Below are 18,142 nucleotides of genomic sequence, written 5' to 3'. Positions count from 1 at the left end.
GTGTCATGGCTGATCTCATCTCTTCTATGTTACCCCACCCACGCCGTCCCATTGCTTTTGTTGAACCTCAGATTACTGTTTGTGATTGTGTTTCGCTGATGACAGAGAAAGACATCGGTGCACTGGTTGTTCGTGACAATCAGGAACTGCTGGGTATTGTCAGCGAGCGCGATATTGTACGTTCCTGCCTGAATAAAAATCTATTGCCTGATCAGGTGACGGCAGCAGATATTGTCTATAAAGACGTGAGTATTCTGGCTGTCAATGACACAGTCGAAAAAGCCATGGAAGTCATTACTCAAACCAAACGGCGCCATGTCCTGGTCAAGGATAAAGATGAACTCGTTGCCATTTTGTCCATCGGGGATGTGCTGTTTCATCTTCTCGAAGGGAAAAGCCGGGTTATCGAGCATCTGGAAAATTACATTCACATGTAAGCTGTCACAATTAGGGGATGTGGGCAGGCATGATTGCGGATGTACATTGAGACAGTAGACAGGTTATAGTGTGAAATAAAAAGAATAAAGGGTTATCATGCGGGTTTTTAAACTGCTCTTAGCGATTGTCCTTGGCTGTTGGATTGTGTCAACCTGGGGTAATCCTTCGCCTCTCCGTTGGTATAAGCAGGACAACCAGCAGGTTATATTAAAAGTTGATCTCTTTTTGTCCACCACTTGTCCGCATTGCCGCAAGGCTGATGAATTCTTTAATACCTTGGGTCAAGAAAAAACATGGCTTGAAATCCAGCGGCATTACATCAATGAAGATAAAGCCGCCCTCGATGCCTTCAGTCAGTTTTTAAAACAGGGGACAAAAGGCGTGGATGATTATGCCGTACCGGCTATTTTTTTCTGTGATTCGCGCTGGACAGGTTTTGATGGGGCCAAAACCACCGGAAAGAAAATAATCGAAGCGCTTACTTATTGCCGTCAACAAATCGAAAAGGACGGGGCGTTGACTCAGGCCACAGTCAAAAGCCTCCAGCAGTGGGCAATGGCAAGCTGGTATGAAAATAACATTGTCAATCCGCCCTCTGCCAGCTCGTTTATACCTATGATGGCCTTCATCGATGCCATAAGCCCCTGCGGTATTTTGGGTCTGTTTGCCCTGATCTCCTTTTTAACCCTCCAGAAAACCCCTGCGCGCCAATGGGCGTTGGGCGTTTTTTACCTGGTATTGACAACGTTAACGCATTATTTGCAGCAGGCGAATACGGCGCTGTATTTCAAGATTCTTCCTTTCTTAATTATCCCGGCGGCGATTGCCGGTATTCTTCTACTCCTCTATGTGGTTGAGAGTCGCTTACAACCCTCGCCGAGAGGGCGCTTCCAGGGCATGGGGTTTCTCTTTGGTTTAGCCTTGGTGGCCGGTGTTCTTATTCAGTCCTATCAACAAAATTGCGCACCCAATTTCGCGTTAATTTTCCAGCAATGGCTGATTGTGCAGCCTTTGTCTTCCGGACAACGCATGGTTTACATCCTGATCTACCACCTGGTTTATTTTTTCTCGCTGTCCCTGCTGGTTTTATTGATTATGGGCGTGCTCAAGCAGAAATGGGCCGATAAGCATCAGGCTTATCTGCGCGATGTCGCTTTCATTATTCTGGCTTTTGTCGGTGCTATTTTATTGGCTTATCCTTCTTTACTGGCCAGGCTTTTGCCCTCATTCATTGTGATCATTATCGCCTTTGCAGGGGCCTGGATAATCAAAAAGTTAAAAATGGATTACTATTAAAATGTTAGAGGTATTCTGTTAAGGAAAGGAGAAACGATGTCGCGTCAGCCGGATGATCCGCCTTTTTTCCCCATTGCCTGTGAAGTGGAACAGGGGAAAACTTATGACTGGTGCAGTTGCGGCAAAAGCAAGACACAGCCTTTTTGCGATGTGCACCCTTGCGACAAGGCGGTAAAGTACCGGGCGCTGGTGACTGAGACGGTTTGTTTTTGTCAATGCAAGCAGACACAGGATCCGCCTTTTTGTGATGGTTCCCACGCGCCATTGTTGATTGAATATATGAAAAATCGCAACAAAAAATAGCTGTCTTTTAAGGAATGCTGATGATTGATCCGCAGCTGAAGCAAAAAATTATTAACACAATCAGCAAATACGAGCAGCGATGCAATACATTGCAGGATGAAATTAATAATCTGCGTCAAATCATCAGCCTGTTATTAACCCTGCCGCTCGGGATGTCTGGCGACCTGGTGACAACGCTTAAAGAAGACGTCGCTGCCCACAAAGACTCGGAAACCATTCTCACTCAGGTTGAGCGTTTAATTGCCACTTTGACACCGGCTCAATCCGATCATCTGCCGTCCCATCAGGCAATCAGTGAGACGGTCAACCAAAGCCTCAAACAGTTGTTAAGCCATTTAGCCATTCCTGAGGAACTTCATGACAAGGTGGAGCACGTCAAAACCCTGTTAAGGAGTGAAATTACCCGCGAGCTATTGCCCAGCGTGATAGATAATTTTACCAAACTGGTGATTGATGCCTTCAGCATTGAGCAGAGTCAGTTAAAAAATTATTTACAGGATTTAACCAGTCAACTGCATGATTTTGACAGTTATTTAAAATTCGCCAATGAAAACAGTCAGCAGGCCAAGCACCATACACAGCAACTGGAAAGCGGCATCGCCACCAACATCAATCAGATTCAAAGCCATGTCGACAAGGCTAAAACCATTGAAGAATTATCCGGGAAAATCAGTAAAAATTTAGCCACCATTGAACTGCGAATCAAAGAATTTAAAGAGAGTGAACAACAGCGTATCAAAAAGTATGAAGTCCAAGTGCAAAATCTACAGCAGAAACTGTCTGAGTCGGAGAAAGCTGCTGAGGAGATCAAGCATAAATTAACCTCGCAACAGGTGATCATTAATCAGGACAGCTTAACCGGCCTGCCCAACAGGGCGTCTTACGATGAACACATTCAGGAAGCCTATAACCGCTGGCAGCGCGGTTATGGTGAATTGTCTTTAGCCATTGCCGACATCGATCATTTTAAAAAAATCAATGACAATTACGGGCATCTGGCGGGGGACAAAGTATTGAAAAAAGTCGCTACGCTGTTTAAAACGTCAATCCGTTCAGTGGATTTTATTGCCCGTTACGGGGGTGAAGAGTTCATTTTTATTTTTGAACGGACCAGTGAAAAAGAAGCAAAACGGATTCTTGAGTCCTTGCGTTCAGCCGTGGAAAGCTGCCAGTTCTGCTATCGGGACACGCGGGTAGATGTCACGGTTTCCTTCGGTTTGACCACATTTAAACCGGATGAGGACATTGAAACCCTGTTTATGCGTGCGGATGCCGCAATGTATCAGGCCAAACGAGCCGGCCGCAACCGCGTAGAAGTACTCTAGGACTTGATCTCAACCGAGTGATTTGGGATCATCCTTCCATCCTGATTTTTTGGTGCGGGCATGAGTAAATTTAAAGAGATACCTGTCGTGGTTGAAAGCGGCCAGAAATACAAGACGGCAGAAGGCATTGTTGCAATTAAGGATGGCATCAAGTCCGTGGACAGCCACGCCGAGCGTTTGCCTAAACCCAAGTGGCTGCGTATCGTCAATCACACCACGCCCGCCTACCAGCAGGTAAAAGAACAGGTAGTGAAACACCGCCTGGCGACAGTCTGTGAGGAAGCCAAATGCCCTAATATCGCGGAATGCTGGTCCCATGGGACCGCGACCATTATGCTGATGGGTGCGGTGTGCACGCGCGCCTGCCGCTTTTGTTCGGTGGACACCGGCAATCCCCATGGCTGGCTGGATAAAGACGAGCCTGCCAATACAGCCAACACGGTAGCGCTCATGAACCTCGATTACGTGGTGTTAACCTCCGTCAATCGTGATGATTTGCCCGATGGGGGCGCTCAACATTACGCCGATACCATTCGCGCCATTAAAGCCCGCTGCCCGACAACGAAAGTGGAAGCCTTAACACCTGATTTTCAGGGGATTGAAGCCGATGTCGCGGTTTTACTGGACAGCGGGGTGGATGTGTTTGCCCAGAATGTCGAAACGGTCGAGCGCTTGACCCACCCGGTACGGGATAACCGCGCCGGCTACTGGCAGACCCTGAATGTCCTGGCTTTTGCCAAGCGTTACCGCCCCGATGTGTTGACCAAGACCAGTTTAATGCTCGGCCTTGGCGAAACTGACGAAGAAATCATTGCGACCATGGATGATTTACGCCGGCAACAGGTCGATATTCTGACTTTGGGACAATACCTGCAGCCGACAAAAAACCATTTACCGGTGGCGCGTTATGTCACGCCTGAACAGTTCATTGCGTTTCGTGAAATAGGGCTGTCCAAAGGCTTTTTTGAAGTGGCTTCAGGCCCCATGGTACGATCAAGTTATCGTGCCGATCGGGTATTTAAGCGGGATAATCTGGGGCTTTAGGAATTCATTTTAAGGATAAAAACATGTTCACACGCGCCATCGTTCGCCAGCCGGCCAAAAGCCTCGTGCATGGACTCACTTCCGCTAACCTGGGTCACCCGGATTACGAGTTGGCGCTTGCACAACATCAACATTACGTGGAGATGTTGCGTGCCTGTGACCTTGAGGTGACGGTTCTGCCCCCGGCGGACGACTTTCCGGATTCCTGCTTCATCGAAGATCCGGTGCTGCTAACTGGCCATGGCGCCATTTTAACCCGTCCGGGCGCCTTGTCGCGCTTGGGTGAGGTGGCCTTGAATCGCGAGGCGATTGCCGCGTTTTATGGAGAGAACATCAAGGAAATCACCGCGCCAGGCACCCTGGACGCAGGGGATGTGCTGCGTGTGGACAACCATTTTTATATCGGTTTGTCTAAAAGAACCAATCAGGAAGGCGCAAAGCAGCTTATCCGCATCCTGACGCATTACGAATACACCGCCTCCGTGGTCCCTCTGAAGGATGCGCTTCACTTGAAAACAGGCGTCAGTTACCTGGATAAGGGCCATTTACTGGTGAGCGGTGAGTTTATCAATCACCCGGAATTCAGATTGTTGCAGCAGCATGTCCTTGATGACGAGGAAAGGGATGCGGCCAATTGCCTGTTAATCAATGACATAGTTCTCATGCCCGCCGGCTTTCCAAAAACCAGACACCTTATCAGCAGCCTTGGTTATGACATCATTGAAATCGACGTCAGCGAATTCCGCAAACTGGATGGCGGGATAAGCTGTTTGTCGCTACGGTTTTGAACACCGATTGGTCTGGAATTCTCCGAGCTTTGCAGCCCTAAGCCAAACGCACCCCTCGACGCCCCATATGCCTCTGCATAAGAAAAGCAGTAAACCCCATCAGCGTACCAAGGGCGACAGCGATGACGCCTACCCAGAGGTAATAATGCTGGTAAATGGGGAGCGTTTGCTCCGCTGATTTAACAGCCTCGGGGATATCAACCCATCCCGCCAGTTGGCCTGAAATGGCATTGGACAGCGAGCTTGCCAGGTACCAGACGCCCATGGCAAAAGCGATGTTGCGGCCATCGCAATAAAGGCCGATCATGCTTAAGCCGATGGCGCTCACCCATAATTCGGCCAAGGTAATTAGCATGTAGGTAAGCGCAATGTAATTCCCTTCGACATAGCCCTCGACAGCCTGCTGTGAGGCAAAGGCCATGATCAGCAGCGCCAGACCGGACAGGAGTGTTCCTGCTGCGAATTGATAAGGGATGGTAAACCGCGGAAACAGGCGGTAAAACCGAGGTAATTGCGAGCCAAGCACAATAATGAGCAGCGGATTTAAAATTTGATATTGCGCCGGAAGAATGGTTAAGCCGAACAGGTTGAGGTTGGAGTTGCTTTTGGCAAAAAGCACCAGGGTACTGTTCATCTGATTGTAAATAATAAAAAAGACAACCGCTTCAACGATGAGCAATAACGCAATCAGTTGTCGGTTGCGGCTCTCGCCGGATAAGGCGAACGTTTTAATGAGGAACCAGGCAATCCCGGCCGCGCAGCCTGAACCGATGACCAGGCTTGCAATCTGGACATGGGAATAGGCCAGCAGGGTAAAGGCATAAATGGCCGCGAGGTAAGCGCCCAGACGATAACGTGTTTTGGCGGTCATCGGTTGCTGGTCTTTGCCCCAGATGACATTGTCATAAAGGGAATAGCGCCTGGCAAAATTAAGCGCCGCAATGGATTTGCCAATGAAGGTGACAGCCAGGACCGACAGGGGGCCGTAGGCGCTGTCCAGTAAAGCCGGAGCCAGTATCGTGGCGAGCAGGGCGCCGACATTGATGGCCATGTAGTAAAAGGTCATGGCCGCTTTGGCTTCAATGGCATCGTCTTCATAAATACGGGAAACGAGACCGGAGGCGGTCCCCAATAACAGGGAGTTGGTTGCCGGAATGAAAGCATAGGCCGCAATAAACAGTTTATCGCCGAAGCCGGTTAGGCTTAAGCCGCTTAACATCACCAGTAGGTAGGCTAAGGCCAGCATGATGCTGCCATAAAGAATCGCACGCCTGACGCCAAGCACCTGATCCGCCATAAAACCGCCCAGAACCGGCATGAGGTAACTGGTTGCCTGAGTGATGCCAATAAAGGCGTAGGCTTTGGCATGACTGTAACCCAAACCATGCGCCAGAAGGGGACGGGTTAAAAATAAAACGAGGACCGTGTTTAAGGCATAAACCGAAAACTGACTCCAGAAGGTGATCATCACGATGTTATTGGTTTGCAGTTGGCGGGTATCCCAGACGGGCAGTTGTTTTTTTATGGCTTCTAAAAACACGTCGACTCCTTGTCTTTATGCGTAACAGCGATTATTTCTTGGCGAGGATCACATCAATAATATGGGTGTCATGGTAGGGAAAAGTAAAGATCCTGTCGAATAATCGCTTCAGGCGCGCCACTAAAAAATTTTTAGGCAGCATGCGCAACGACAGGGTATTTAAAAACCAGGTTCCCTCAATGCCAAAAAGGGCCAGTTCATCAATGTTATTCAGCGTCACCGGAATATGAAGGCGCTGATGCTTAACCACTTTAAACTGATGCTGGGCGAACACATGCATTAATTCATCCAGCCCGCTGGCTACCGTGGTGTTTTTTACCATGGTTTTGTAATAATGGCCGACCACGCTGCTTAACATGGTGCCCTGGGCGATGAAATCGGCCAGTTGCTGCTGGGCAATGGGGAAGGATTCATACGTCGTTGTAATTAACGAAAAATAACCATTGGAGCGCGTCAGCAGGTCAGCCTCTGAGAACAGGGTATGGATAGGGATGTAGGCATTGATGAAATGCGCCAGAACCAAATCTTGGCTGTGATGGGGGAGATAATGGCTCGCTTCGGTGGCGCTGGCTTCGATGGTGGTCAGGGGTAGCCTTTTTCGGGCTTCAGTCAGCATTTCGGAGGAAATATCAATCCCGGTATAATGAGCATTGGGAAGGTATTCTCGAAGTTTTTCAAGAAAGGCGCCGTTGCCTACGCCAAAATCAAGAATCTTGTAATTCTCTTTAAAACCCAAATGTTCTTTCTTAATCTGTTCTATTGCCGTTTTATGACTCTCGCTTAAAGAGCCAAAGCGATCAGCTGTAGCGTAGTGACTCGCGATTTCGTTATACATGGCCTTTAAGGACATGTAACCACCCGGTTGTTAAACGTTAAGCCAGTATATAGCCAATTACCCGGCTTTGGCGACTTTTTTCTTTTTTAAATCATTTCACTTCCGCGGGCTAAAATGAAAATCGGTAAATTTTTTTCACGATTGAACTGTTTTTGTTTAATTAAGAGATTTTTTTAATTTTGGGTGCTATGATTCCCGGCCATGTTTATCGATCATAAACATTCAAGAGTACGGATGCTGTATTAAAAGAAAAATAAGTGTACTTGTAACTGTAAAAGTTCAATTTAGATGGGATGAAGAAGATGTTAGCAACGTTATTGCCAAGAATAAAAAACAAAGAAGCAATGATTAGCATTGTAGGACTTGGGTATGTTGGATTGCCCTTGATGCTGCGTTTTGCCGAGGTGGGTTACCGCGTCATTGGGATTGATGTTGATGAGCGTAAAAACCAGGCGATTAACCAAGGCCGTTCCTACATTCAACATATCCCGTCAGAGCAGATTGAGGGTGTAAAAAATTACATCACGGCCACGTCTGATTTTTCGCAGGCCGCCGAAGCGGATGCGATTATTCTCTGCGTACCGACGCCTTTGGATAAATACCGCGAGCCCGATTTAAGCTTCGTGCTGCAGACCATGGATTCTCTCCTGCCTCATCTTCGCGCGGGACAGGTGATTTCACTGGAAAGCACCACGTACCCCGGCACCACCGAAGAGGAATTGAAAACCCGGATTGAAAGCCGCGGGTTTGTGGTGGGCCGCGACATTTTCCTGGTTTATTCCCCTGAGCGTGAAGATCCAGGCAATCAACATTTCACCACCGCGACCATTCCCAAAGTCTGCGGCGGAGATACCGAGGCCTGCCTTGAAGCAGGGCTGGCCTTGTATTCAGGCGTTATCGACAAGGTTGTGCCGGTTTCCTCAACGAAGGTAGCCGAAATGACCAAACTGCTTGAAAACATTCACCGCTCCGTGAACATCGGTTTAGTCAATGAAATGAAAATTCTGGCCGACAAAATGGGTATCGACATTCATGAAGTCATCGATGCCGCCGCCACCAAACCCTTTGGCTTCGTCGCCTATCATCCCGGACCCGGTATTGGCGGCCATTGCATCCCCATCGATCCTTTCTACCTGACCTGGAAGGCGAGGGAGTATGGCCTGCATACCCGATTCATCGAATTGGCTGGGGAAATCAACAGTGCCATGCCTTTGTGGGTTGTGAATAAGGTGGCCGATGCGTTAAATGAACGCTCCAAGGCAATCAAAAACAGTAAAATACTGGTTTTAGGAGCAGCCTATAAACGCAATGTCGATGACATGCGCGAATCACCCTCGCTGGAAATCATTGAATTGCTGCAGGAGAAAGGTGCGCTGGTCAGCTATTCTGATCCGCACGTACCGGCACTGCCGCCCATGCGTCATCACCATCTGGAAATGAAGAGCGTGGATATCACCGCCGAATCCATCAGTCAATACGATTGCGTGGTTTTAGCCACAGCCCATAATGCCTTTGACTATGCCCTGATTGCCGAACACGCGCCGCTGATTGTCGATACGCGCGCGGCATTCAAGACGTTTAAAAGCAATAACATAGTGAGTGCCTGATGATGAAAAAAGCACCCTGGAATATCACGGATCGCAAAATCAACATCGCTTTGGTTGGCTGCGGTCGCATTTCGCGCAACCACCTGCAATCCATTGCCGAACACCGCGATCGCCTGAACCTGACGGCGGTGTGCGATATCGATGCCGAGGCCCTGCAAAAAGCCACCAGCGAATACGGCGTAGACGGCTATCGAAGCCTTGAAGACTTGTTGCAACACACCAATGCCGACATCATTTCACTGTGTACGCCGAGTGGTCTGCACCCGTCTCAGGCCATCCAGATTGCCCGCAGCGGCCGGCATGTGTTGACTGAGAAACCAATGGCCACCCGCTGGCAGGATGGCTTACGCATGGTGAATGCCTGCGATGAAGCCGGCGTCCGCCTGTTTGTTGTGAAACAAAACCGGCGCAATGCCACCCTGCAGCTCTTAAAGAAAGCCATTGACCAGGGGCGTTTTGGTAAGATTTATCTGGCCAATATTAATGTTTTCTGGACGCGGCCACAGGATTATTATGATCAGGCGTCCTGGCGCGGTACCTGGGAATTTGATGGCGGCGCATTCATGAATCAGGCCAGCCATTACATTGATTTAATCCATTGGCTGCTCGGTCCCGTGCAATCGGTTCAGTCCATGATGGGAACGTTAGCCCGCGACATTGAAACCGAGGACACGGGCGTGATGAACATCCGTTGGCGCAGCGGCGCCATGGGGTCTGTCAGCGTGACGATGCTAACCTATCCCAGAAATCTTGAGGGTTCAATCACCGTTCTCGGTGAAAAGGGCACGGTCAGAATTGGCGGTGTGGCCGTCAATGAGATTCAGCAATGGGAATTCGCCGACAGGCAACCCGAGGATGATCAAATCAAGGCCGCCAGCTATCAGACAACGTCCGTGTATGGCTTTGGTCACCCGCTTTATTATGACAATGTGATCAATACCCTGCAGGGCAAAGAAGAACCGGAAACGGATGGCCGTGAAGGGTTAACCTCGCTGGAATTATTAATTGCTGCTTACCGTTCCGCACGCGATGGTTCAACGGTGCATTTACCCCTGGAGTTATAGTATGTCGTATCAGGCTCATGACACTGCCATTATTGATCAGGGTGCCGAGCTGGGTGAAGGCACACGCGTTTGGCATTGGGTTCATGTCTGCGGTGGGGCGCGCATTGGCGAACGTTGCAGCCTTGGCCAGAATGTGTTTGTCGGCAACCGGGTGGTGATTGGCAATAATGTTAAAATACAAAACAACGTGTCCATTTATGACAATGTTACACTGGAAGACGATGTTTTCTGCGGCCCGAGCATGGTATTTACCAACGTGTACAACCCCCGCTCGGCCGTCTCCCGCAAGGACGAATACCGTGACACACTTGTAAAACGGGGTGCGACCTTAGGGGCGAACTGCACAATTGTCTGCGGCGTGACCATCGGCGAGTACGCGTTTGTGGGCGCCGGTGCGGTGGTTAACCAGGATGTACCGGCTTATGCCCTGATGGTCGGGGTTCCGGCCCGGCAAATCGGCTGGATGAGCCGTTTTGGTGAACGGCTTTTGTTCAAAAAAGAAACGGACGGCCTTTCTTATGCCAAATGCCAACAGACGGGCGACATCTATATTCTGACTGAAAACAATACCGTGGCATTGATGGAACAGTAGGACGGGGATTTATTATGATTAAAGTGTGTACGATTGTGGGTGCGCGCCCACAATTCATCAAAGCCGCCGCGGTGTCCAGAATCATCGCGAAACGGGCTGATGTGGATGAAATCATCATCCACACCGGGCAACATTACGATGCCAATATGTCGTCGCAGTTTTTTGACGAGTTATCCATCCCGCAACCGGGCTACCATTTAAACATTGGCTCAGGCAGCCATGGTCATCAAACAGGGCAGATGCTGGCCGCCATTGAAGACGTGTTAATCCGGGAAAAGCCTGACTGGGTTCTGGTTTACGGGGATACCAATTCCACGCTGGCCGGAGCCTTGGCGGCGGCTAAACTTCATATTCCCGTGGCGCATGTCGAAGCGGGACTGCGCTCGTTTAACCGTAAAATGCCCGAAGAGATTAATCGCATCACGGCCGATCACCTCAGTCAATTATTGTTTGCTCCCACAGAAAACGGCAAACAGCAATTACTGAAGGAAGGGATTGACCCCAGACAGATCGTTAATGTCGGCGATGTGATGCTCGATGCGACGCTGTTTTACAATGAACTGAATGCCTCAAGGCAAACCAAAGTCGATGAGTGGCAACTTCTGGCTAAACCGTATGTGTTGGCAACCATTCACCGTGCTGAAAATACCGACAATGAATCACGCTTGCAGAATATCTGCAATGCCCTGATTGAATTGAGCAAAACTTATCGGATTATTCTGCCGCTGCACCCGCGCACCCGTGCTGCCTTGAGCCAGAAAAGCTATTTTACAACGCTGGAAAAACAGGTTTTTCTGACCGAGCCGGTTGGCTATCTCGATATGCTGGCCCTGGAAAAACACGCAGCCTTTATTGTCACCGATTCCGGCGGCGTGCAGAAAGAAGCCTATTTCAATCAGGTTCCCTGCATCACGCTGCGCGATGAAACGGAGTGGGTCGAACTGGTGGAGGCGGGCTGGAACCAATTGTGTTCTCCGGATAAGGCGTTTTTATTGACTGAACTTGTTAATTGTAGTCAACAGGTGAAAGGGGGCTTGCCACTCTACGGCGATGGTAATGCAGCGGAGAAAATAGTAAACATTTTAATTGAATTTAAGCTATGAAAATAATAAATCACTTGGTAAATCCTTTCCTTTCAATTATCAAACACTATAGTCTATTGAAAAACTCAATCGTTTCTGAACTTGCCAAGCGTCATGCAGGTTCAGTAATTGGGGTATTCTGGTTTATATTATACCCATTGCTACTTTTTTTTATTTATTCAACCTTATACATTCTTATTTTTCGTGTTAAGCCCACTGACATGAGTACTAACACCTATGTCATTTATATTATGAGTGGCCTACTGCCATTTCTTGGGTTTTCTGATGGATTGACCGCCGGAACAACATCTTTATCCAGCAAAAAATCGCTTCTTCTCAATACAGTTTATCCATCAGAATATATTCCTTTGCAAGCTGTGGTGGTAAATTGTATGACATTATTTGTAGGTGTTTTATTGTTGATTATTGCTAATCTGCTCTGTCTGAGGACTATAAACTTAAGCATTTTGGTATTGCCTGCACTTATTATCCTGCAAATAATGTTTACAACTGGAATTGTTTGGGTTTTGTCTATTCTTAATCTGGTACTTAAAGATATCCAACAGTCACTTTCTTTTGTCACTATGCTCCTCATGATTGTAAGCCCTATCGCTTATACACCTGCTATGGTGCCTAAAACATTAAAATTAATTATTTATTTAAATCCATTTTCGTATTATGTATGGTCTTATCAAGACTTATTTGTAAAAGGTGTCATAAGTTATAATTTTTTGATCGCTACATTTATTAGTTTATTTTGCTTTAGCCTTGGTCATTATTTTTACGATAAAACTAAAAAGGTATTTTATGAATTTGCATGATAAGGCCATTGAATTTAAGAATGTCGATAAAACGTATAAACTTTACAACACTCCTTGGCAGATGATGTTAGATGCATTAGGACTCAGTAAAGGAAATAATTACCAACAATTTTTTGCTTTAAAGAATGTCAATCTTACTATTTATAAAGGTGAGAGACTTGGAATAGTAGGCCGAAATGGGGCAGGAAAATCGACGCTATTGAAATTAATGACAGGTAATTTTTTACCAACCCAAGGTGATGTTACTGTAAATGGTAAGATTCAGGCATTGATGAGCACGGGTTTAGGATTTCATCCTGAATTTACAGGGTTGGAAAACATCAAAGCCTCGCTCATATACAATGGATTGACTCAAGACCAGTATAACGAAGCAGTTGAAGATATCATTGATTTTGTTGAATTAGGAGATTTTCTTTATCAGCCAATCAAAACTTATTCGCTTGGCATGCAGTCCAGACTCTATTTTGCAACAGCGACAGCAATAAAGCCCGATATTCTCATTGTTGATGAGGTTTTGGGTGCTGGTGATGCTTATTTTAGTGCTAAATCAGCTGATCGGATGAAAAAATTAACCGGTTCAGGATGTACCTTACTTCTTGTTTCGCATTCAACTGCTCAAGTTTTACAATTTTGTGAAACTGCAATCTGGCTGGAATGCGGTGAAATTGTTATGCAGGGTAAAGCCATTGATATAGTAAAGCGGTACGAAGAGTATACAAAAAGATTGGAAATTGAGAATCAAGTTAATAGTAAGCTATCTAATAAAAAGCCTACGCCTATTATTCAATCGAAGTGGCTTCGAGAGAAATTACTGATCCAGGTTATTTCTCAACATACATCCACCGATTCTGAAAAATCTGATCTTTTACTTAATGTCATTGATCAAAAAGACAGGGATGTTTCTCGTTGGCCCTCCTTAATTGCTGGTTTGAAAATAAAAGAAATTAGATTACTGGATCGATTCAGTGAGGAAATATCTGAAATCAATTCAGGTGATGAATTAACTATACAATTTACTATTAGGGCGGATAAGAAAGATAAATTTGATGTCTATTTTGTTGTTTTACTTTTTACGGAGGATGGTCGTTGGCTTTCTCGTCACTGTAGCCAAAAATACACTTTTGAGCTCCATGAATCGGATGAAGCCACAGTGAAATTGGTTTATAAGAATACGCTATTAGGAAATGGTAAGTACATTTTCTCAGCAGCTATTTATCAAACTTTGGATTTGTATGATTTATCAACGGCCACTTATTATGATTTATTGTCTAGAAGCTACCAGTTTGAGGTAAAAGGAAAATACAAGGATGACTGTACTTTATTCTATCATCCGGCAGAGTGGTGTATTAGTGAGGATGATAATAATAAGATACAACCAGCTGAATTATTTAGTGAGATAGATTGATGAAATTAAATATTCTCTTTCTGTGCAATAGACCTCTATTAGGTAATGATGCAAATACGATTGTTGATCATATTGATGCTTTTAAGGACTATTCAAGCCATAAGATTTGGGTTCATTCAGGGATGGGAGATATAAGCAGCAAGCTAGATTTTAATAAATTTGATGTTATTATTATTCACTACTCTTTATGTATTTTAAATGATCACTATCTATCTGAAAAAGCTAAGAAGAGAATAGCAGACTATAAGGGACTAAAGATTATTTTTGTTCAGGATGAATATCGACAAATCAATACCATGAGGCAAGAATTAAAATCTTTAAATGTCGATGTATTGTTTTCTTGTTTTTGTGAAGAAGAAATCAAGCGGATATATCCAGAGGATGAATTACCAGGAGTTTCTAAATACAACAACTTAACTGGATATATACCTAAGAGACTTCTAGATTATGACAATGTAAAACCAGTCCTAGATCGCTCTATTCACGTGGGTTACCGTGGGAGACGCTTGCCATTCTGGTATGGAGAATTAGGCTTTGAAAAATGGGATATAGTTGAAAAATGGAAGAAACATACAACTCATGAAAAATTGAAGGTTGATATATCTTATAATGAAAACGACAGAATATACGGTGAGAATTGGATTAAGTTTATAGGAAATTGCAAAGCAACACTAGGGGTTGAGAGCGGCGCTAGTGTAATGGATTTTACTGGAGAACTCGAGAAAAAAATTGACAAGTACCAATTTCTTCATCCGCGAGTAACTTTTCATCAAGTTCAAGCTATGTTTTTGAAGGAACATGAAGGAAAATATTATCTTAACCAGATTTCACCACGGTGTTTTGAGGCAATAGCACTTAAAACGGCATTAGTGTTATATGAAGGAAACTACTCAGGCATATTGAAGCCCGAAAGACATTATATTGAATTAAAAAAGGATTTTAGTAATATTCATGAAGTTTTGGAAAAAATAAAAGACGATGATTATTTACAGAGAATTGTTGATAGAGCTTATCAGGAAATTGCCTTAAACCCTCAGTATCACTATAGTGCATTTATAGAAAAAGTAGATCATCTTATAAGCAGAGAATTTACAGCGCGCAATAAATCAACTGTCCATACGTTCTACACTGAAGACCAATTTAGAAAGCATGTTCAGTATATTTCCTTAAAGACTATTTTCTACAAATCAAGTTTGAGTATGTATCAAAAAATGCCAGTAAATATAAAGTTTTTAATTAAATTGCTATTAAGACCCAGGAATACGATCCGCATGATTGGGAAAAAATTATTTTAAATAAAAAACGTAAAGGATTTATGAATAAACCTAATGTATTATTTTTAGCTGATACCACTCATAACGCTGGTGCGGTTCGCGATCATATTCATGCAGTAACTTCGTGTAGAGACATCGAGTGGCATATTGAAAATCCTTTAATTAATAAAGTTCTAGATAAATTAGATTTATCATTGTTTGATGCTATAGGTATTCATTACTCTATTAAACCCTATAATAACTATTATTTATCAGATCATTTAAAGAGTAAAATATCGCAATTCAATGGCTACAAATTTATATTTCTTCAGGATGAATACCAAAGTGTGAATAAGGTGCAGGACTATCTTTATGAGTTAAAGTTTACCACTTTATTTACGTTGGTTAATAAAAATACTTTATCACGTGCTTATCCTGATCCTAGATTAAAAAAGTTAGAAAAAATAACTGTTTTAACTGGATATGTTAATGATGAGATGAAAAAAATTTCTTCCCCTCAAATTAAAGATCGCGTTATTGATGTTTCTTATCGAGGAAGACGTTGTGATTATTGGTTAGGAAGCTTAGCTTATGAGAAAGAACTTATTGCTGAACAATTCCAGAGACGAGTTGAAAGCAGAGGACTTTCGCTTGATATTAGTCTTGAAGAATCACATCGTCTGTATGGTGAAAATTGGCTAAATTTGCTGAAAAACTCTAAAGCCGTGCTAGCTACAGAAAGTGGTGCTAGTATTTGGGACTTTGATGGTCAAGTAAAGAAGGAAACCGAGCTCTTCTTAACAAAAAACAAAAATGCTGATTTTGATACTGTTTATGAGCGCGTTCTAAAAAGCTATGATGGTATTATTGTTTATAATGCCATCTCACCCCGGGTATTTGAGGCCGCGGCAACCAAAACTCCAATGATTATGTTCCCTGGTCACTATAATGGTATATGTAAACCTGGAGAACACTATATACTTTTAAAAAAGGATTTTTCAAATATTGATGAGATTGTTGAAATGTTAGGGGACTATGATTATTTGCAAAATCTTGCTGATAATGTATTTAATGACTTAATCCAGTCTGATTTATATCATGCTAGTCAGTTAGGTAATTTGGTTGGCCGGAAGATTTTGACCTATCTAAAGAACATAAGTCTTAATTCTTGTGCTGCGGATATAACTACTAAAATGCAATCAACCAAAAAAAAATATAAACTGTTAAATAACATTAGAATGGTTTTAATTGAAGCGTTGTTCATTAGTGAACAAGGATTAAAGCTTCTTTTTGATCGGAAAATATCTATCAATAGAAAGCTTAAAACACTTCATAACGGCATCAAGCGTTACATTACGTATTTATCTCCTCGACTTAAATAACCATGTTTAAAAGTGTGACCCGCCCGTTTTTTAAAACCAAAATCCCATAGAACGCCAGCCTCAGTTGTAAACCCCCCCTAAAATAGTTGTATTCCTGATTAGAGTTCTCCAAGTTAAACTACGCCTAAGGAGAACAAAGATGAAAAAATCGCGTTATACAGAAACTCAGATTGTCAAAATTCTAAAAGAGGTTGAAGCAGGCAGACTGGTTAAAGAAGTTTGTCGTGAATATGGCATTTCTGACGCAACATATACAACTGGAAAGCAAAATACGGAGGCATGGAATCATCAGACATAAAGCGTCTGAAAGAGCTTGAGGAAGAGAACCGTCGTCTTAAGCAAATGTATGCTGAGCTAAGTCTTGACCACAAAATCCTGAAGGATATTGTCGAAAAAAAGCTGTGAAGCCAACTGTGCGTCGGGAGTTGGTTGATTATGCAGTCAATACTCATGCTGTGAGCTTACGCCGCGCTTGCAAAGTTGTAGGTATCAGCGACTCGGTTTATCGCTATAAGCCGGATAGTCGGTCTGATGAAAGTGTCATTGTGGCATTGCAGGAATCATCTGAACGTTACCCAGCGTATGGCTTCAGTAAATTGCTTAAGGTCTTACGACGTCAGGGGCACAGATGGAATCATAAACGGGTTTACCGTGTGTATTGTGAGCTTAAGCTCAATATGCGTCGTAAGGGAAAAAAGCGGTTACCCAATCGCTCACCTGAACCTCTAAGTGTGCCAGCGTCCATTAACCAGTGTTGGTCAATGGACTTTATGTCCGATGCATTGATGTGTGGTCGACGCTTCAGAACATTTAACATAGTGGATGATTTCAACCGTGAAGTGTTAGCGATTGAGATAGATTTGAGCCTGCCTGCACAGCGAGTAATTCGCGTATTAGAACGTGTTGTTGCCTGGCGTGGTCTCCCCGCCAAACTACGCATGGATAATGGTCCTGAATTTATTTCAGGTGCTCTGGCTGATTGGGCAGAAAAAAATAAGGTGCAATTGGAATTTATCAAACCAGGAAAGCCAACACAAAATTCATTTATTGAGCGATTCAATAGAACTTATCGCACAGAAATACTGGATATGTATGTGTTTAAAAATTTACACGAAGTAAGAGAGCTAACAGAAAACTGGATAAAAGAGTACAACGACGAAAGACCCCATGATTCACTAAATGATTTAACGCCGTGGGAATATCTGGCAAAAAATCAGCCAATGAACTCTAATTTAGGATGCCACTAAATATGGGGGGGTTACAATTATATGAACGAAAATGTTCGGAACACCATGAATACTCATAAGACGCTTAAGACCTCAATGAAACGCAGTAAACGAATGGAACTGGCCACATCTGTCAAGGCC

Annotated in this window: 16 protein-coding genes and 1 pseudogene; 15 read left to right on the top strand and 2 right to left on the bottom strand. The window is 44.4% G+C overall.

From position 1 onward, the window contains the following. The first annotated feature begins 5 nt into the window (after positions 1–5). From Lrub_RS03235 to Lrub_RS03210, 6 genes are all read left to right on the top strand, one after another. Positions 6–437, top strand: a complete 432-nt coding sequence (locus Lrub_RS03235; protein ID WP_058530761.1) for a CBS domain-containing protein — start codon at positions 6–8, stop codon at positions 435–437. A gap of 97 nt (positions 438–534) precedes the next feature. Then, positions 535–1,734: a glutaredoxin family protein gene (locus tag Lrub_RS03230; RefSeq protein WP_058530760.1), complete on the top strand. Its 1,200-nt coding sequence runs from the start codon at positions 535–537 to the stop codon at positions 1,732–1,734. A 36-nt stretch (positions 1,735–1,770) separates the two neighbouring features. Continuing rightward, a complete protein-coding gene (locus Lrub_RS03225; protein WP_058530759.1) occupies positions 1,771–2,037 on the top strand; it encodes a CDGSH iron-sulfur domain-containing protein in 267 nt (88 codons plus the stop codon). Positions 2,038–2,057: 20 nt separating this feature from the next. After that, positions 2,058–3,362, top strand: a complete 1,305-nt coding sequence (locus Lrub_RS03220; RefSeq protein ID WP_058530758.1) for a GGDEF domain-containing protein — start codon at positions 2,058–2,060, stop codon at positions 3,360–3,362. A gap of 60 nt (positions 3,363–3,422) precedes the next feature. After that, the gene (gene lipA, locus Lrub_RS03215; protein WP_058530757.1) at positions 3,423–4,406 is read left to right on the top strand and encodes a lipoyl synthase; all 984 of its coding nucleotides are present in this window, start codon (positions 3,423–3,425) and stop codon (positions 4,404–4,406) included. 23 nt (positions 4,407–4,429) lie between these two features. Next, positions 4,430–5,194, top strand: coding sequence for a dimethylarginine dimethylaminohydrolase family protein (locus Lrub_RS03210; RefSeq protein ID WP_058530756.1), 765 nt, complete (start codon positions 4,430–4,432; stop codon positions 5,192–5,194). 37 nt (positions 5,195–5,231) lie between these two features. Here the strand turns inward: Lrub_RS03210 and Lrub_RS03205 are convergent, their stop codons facing one another. Together Lrub_RS03205 and Lrub_RS03200 are read right to left on the bottom strand one after the other, a co-directional pair. Then, positions 5,232–6,734 carry a peptide MFS transporter gene (locus Lrub_RS03205; RefSeq protein WP_058530755.1) on the bottom strand — a complete coding sequence of 501 codons (1,503 nt, stop codon included), beginning with the start codon at positions 6,732–6,734 and terminating at the stop codon, positions 5,232–5,234. 31 nt (positions 6,735–6,765) lie between these two features. Continuing rightward, entirely contained in the window at positions 6,766–7,584 is an 819-nt protein-coding gene (locus Lrub_RS03200; protein ID WP_058530754.1) for a class I SAM-dependent methyltransferase, read from the bottom strand. A 278-nt stretch (positions 7,585–7,862) separates the two neighbouring features. Here Lrub_RS03200 and Lrub_RS03195 point away from each other — a divergent pair, with 278 nt between their 5' ends. From Lrub_RS03195 to Lrub_RS03150, 9 genes and pseudogenes are all read left to right on the top strand, one after another. Continuing rightward, positions 7,863–9,176 carry a nucleotide sugar dehydrogenase gene (locus tag Lrub_RS03195; protein ID WP_272946946.1) on the top strand — a complete coding sequence of 438 codons (1,314 nt, stop codon included), beginning with the start codon at positions 7,863–7,865 and terminating at the stop codon, positions 9,174–9,176. Next, on the top strand, positions 9,176–10,240 hold the full coding sequence (locus Lrub_RS03190) for a Gfo/Idh/MocA family protein (RefSeq protein ID WP_272946945.1): 1,065 nt from the start codon (positions 9,176–9,178) through the stop codon (positions 10,238–10,240). Before Lrub_RS03195 ends, Lrub_RS03190 begins: the two co-directional genes overlap by 1 nt. 1 nt (position 10,241) lies before the next feature. Continuing rightward, positions 10,242–10,832 (top strand): acyltransferase, encoded by a 591-nt coding sequence (locus tag Lrub_RS03185; RefSeq protein WP_058530751.1) that lies wholly within the window; start codon positions 10,242–10,244, stop codon positions 10,830–10,832. Positions 10,833–10,846: 14 nt separating this feature from the next. Further along, positions 10,847–11,935: a non-hydrolyzing UDP-N-acetylglucosamine 2-epimerase gene (wecB, locus tag Lrub_RS03180; protein ID WP_237760740.1), complete on the top strand. Its 1,089-nt coding sequence runs from the start codon at positions 10,847–10,849 to the stop codon at positions 11,933–11,935. Beyond that, the gene (locus Lrub_RS03175) at positions 11,932–12,735 is read left to right on the top strand and encodes an ABC transporter permease (RefSeq protein WP_058530750.1); all 804 of its coding nucleotides are present in this window, start codon (positions 11,932–11,934) and stop codon (positions 12,733–12,735) included. The genes wecB and Lrub_RS03175 overlap by 4 nt, the downstream gene beginning before the upstream one ends. After that, positions 12,722–14,140: an ABC transporter ATP-binding protein gene (locus Lrub_RS03170; protein ID WP_058530749.1), complete on the top strand. Its 1,419-nt coding sequence runs from the start codon at positions 12,722–12,724 to the stop codon at positions 14,138–14,140. The genes Lrub_RS03175 and Lrub_RS03170 overlap by 14 nt, the downstream gene beginning before the upstream one ends. Beyond that, positions 14,140–15,435, top strand: coding sequence for a hypothetical protein (locus Lrub_RS03165; protein WP_058530748.1), 1,296 nt, complete (start codon positions 14,140–14,142; stop codon positions 15,433–15,435). The genes Lrub_RS03170 and Lrub_RS03165 overlap by 1 nt, the downstream gene beginning before the upstream one ends. Before the next feature lie 20 nt (positions 15,436–15,455). Continuing rightward, the gene (locus tag Lrub_RS03160; protein WP_058530747.1) at positions 15,456–16,775 is read left to right on the top strand and encodes a hypothetical protein; all 1,320 of its coding nucleotides are present in this window, start codon (positions 15,456–15,458) and stop codon (positions 16,773–16,775) included. Positions 16,776–16,914: 139 nt separating this feature from the next. Further along, positions 16,915–18,022: pseudogene (locus Lrub_RS03150) on the top strand (IS3 family transposase). Positions 18,023–18,142 lie beyond the last annotated feature (120 nt).

The sequence above is a fragment of the Legionella rubrilucens genome, from assembly GCF_001468125.1.
In the GTDB taxonomy this organism is placed as follows: Bacteria; Pseudomonadota; Gammaproteobacteria; order Legionellales; family Legionellaceae; genus Legionella_C; species Legionella_C rubrilucens.
Note: the sequence above shows the minus strand (reverse complement) of the source record. Positions and strands in the feature narration are given on the sequence as shown.

Bases quoted from the DNA above. Each gene is read 5' to 3' on its own strand.
- Lrub_RS03185 (WP_058530751.1), top strand. From the start codon at position 10,242: ATGTCGTATCAGGCTCATGACACTGCCATTATTGATCAGGGTGCCGAG.
- lipA (WP_058530757.1), top strand. From the start codon at position 3,423: ATGAGTAAATTTAAAGAGATACCTGTCGTGGTTGAAAGCGGCCAGAAA.
- Lrub_RS03165 (WP_058530748.1), top strand. From the start codon at position 14,140: ATGAAATTAAATATTCTCTTTCTGTGCAATAGACCTCTATTAGGTAAT.
- Lrub_RS03175 (WP_058530750.1), top strand. From the start codon at position 11,932: ATGAAAATAATAAATCACTTGGTAAATCCTTTCCTTTCAATTATCAAA.
- wecB (WP_237760740.1), top strand. From the start codon at position 10,847: ATGATTAAAGTGTGTACGATTGTGGGTGCGCGCCCACAATTCATCAAA.
- Lrub_RS03200 (WP_058530754.1), bottom strand. From the start codon at position 7,584: ATGTCCTTAAAGGCCATGTATAACGAAATCGCGAGTCACTACGCTACA.
- Lrub_RS03190 (WP_272946945.1), top strand. From the start codon at position 9,176: ATGATGAAAAAAGCACCCTGGAATATCACGGATCGCAAAATCAACATC.
- Lrub_RS03225 (WP_058530759.1), top strand. From the start codon at position 1,771: ATGTCGCGTCAGCCGGATGATCCGCCTTTTTTCCCCATTGCCTGTGAA.
- Lrub_RS03220 (WP_058530758.1), top strand. From the start codon at position 2,058: ATGATTGATCCGCAGCTGAAGCAAAAAATTATTAACACAATCAGCAAA.
- Lrub_RS03170 (WP_058530749.1), top strand. From the start codon at position 12,722: ATGAATTTGCATGATAAGGCCATTGAATTTAAGAATGTCGATAAAACG.
- Lrub_RS03160 (WP_058530747.1), top strand. From the start codon at position 15,456: ATGAATAAACCTAATGTATTATTTTTAGCTGATACCACTCATAACGCT.
- Lrub_RS03230 (WP_058530760.1), top strand. From the start codon at position 535: ATGCGGGTTTTTAAACTGCTCTTAGCGATTGTCCTTGGCTGTTGGATT.
- Lrub_RS03235 (WP_058530761.1), top strand. From the start codon at position 6: ATGGCTGATCTCATCTCTTCTATGTTACCCCACCCACGCCGTCCCATT.
- Lrub_RS03210 (WP_058530756.1), top strand. From the start codon at position 4,430: ATGTTCACACGCGCCATCGTTCGCCAGCCGGCCAAAAGCCTCGTGCAT.
- Lrub_RS03195 (WP_272946946.1), top strand. From the start codon at position 7,863: ATGAAGAAGATGTTAGCAACGTTATTGCCAAGAATAAAAAACAAAGAA.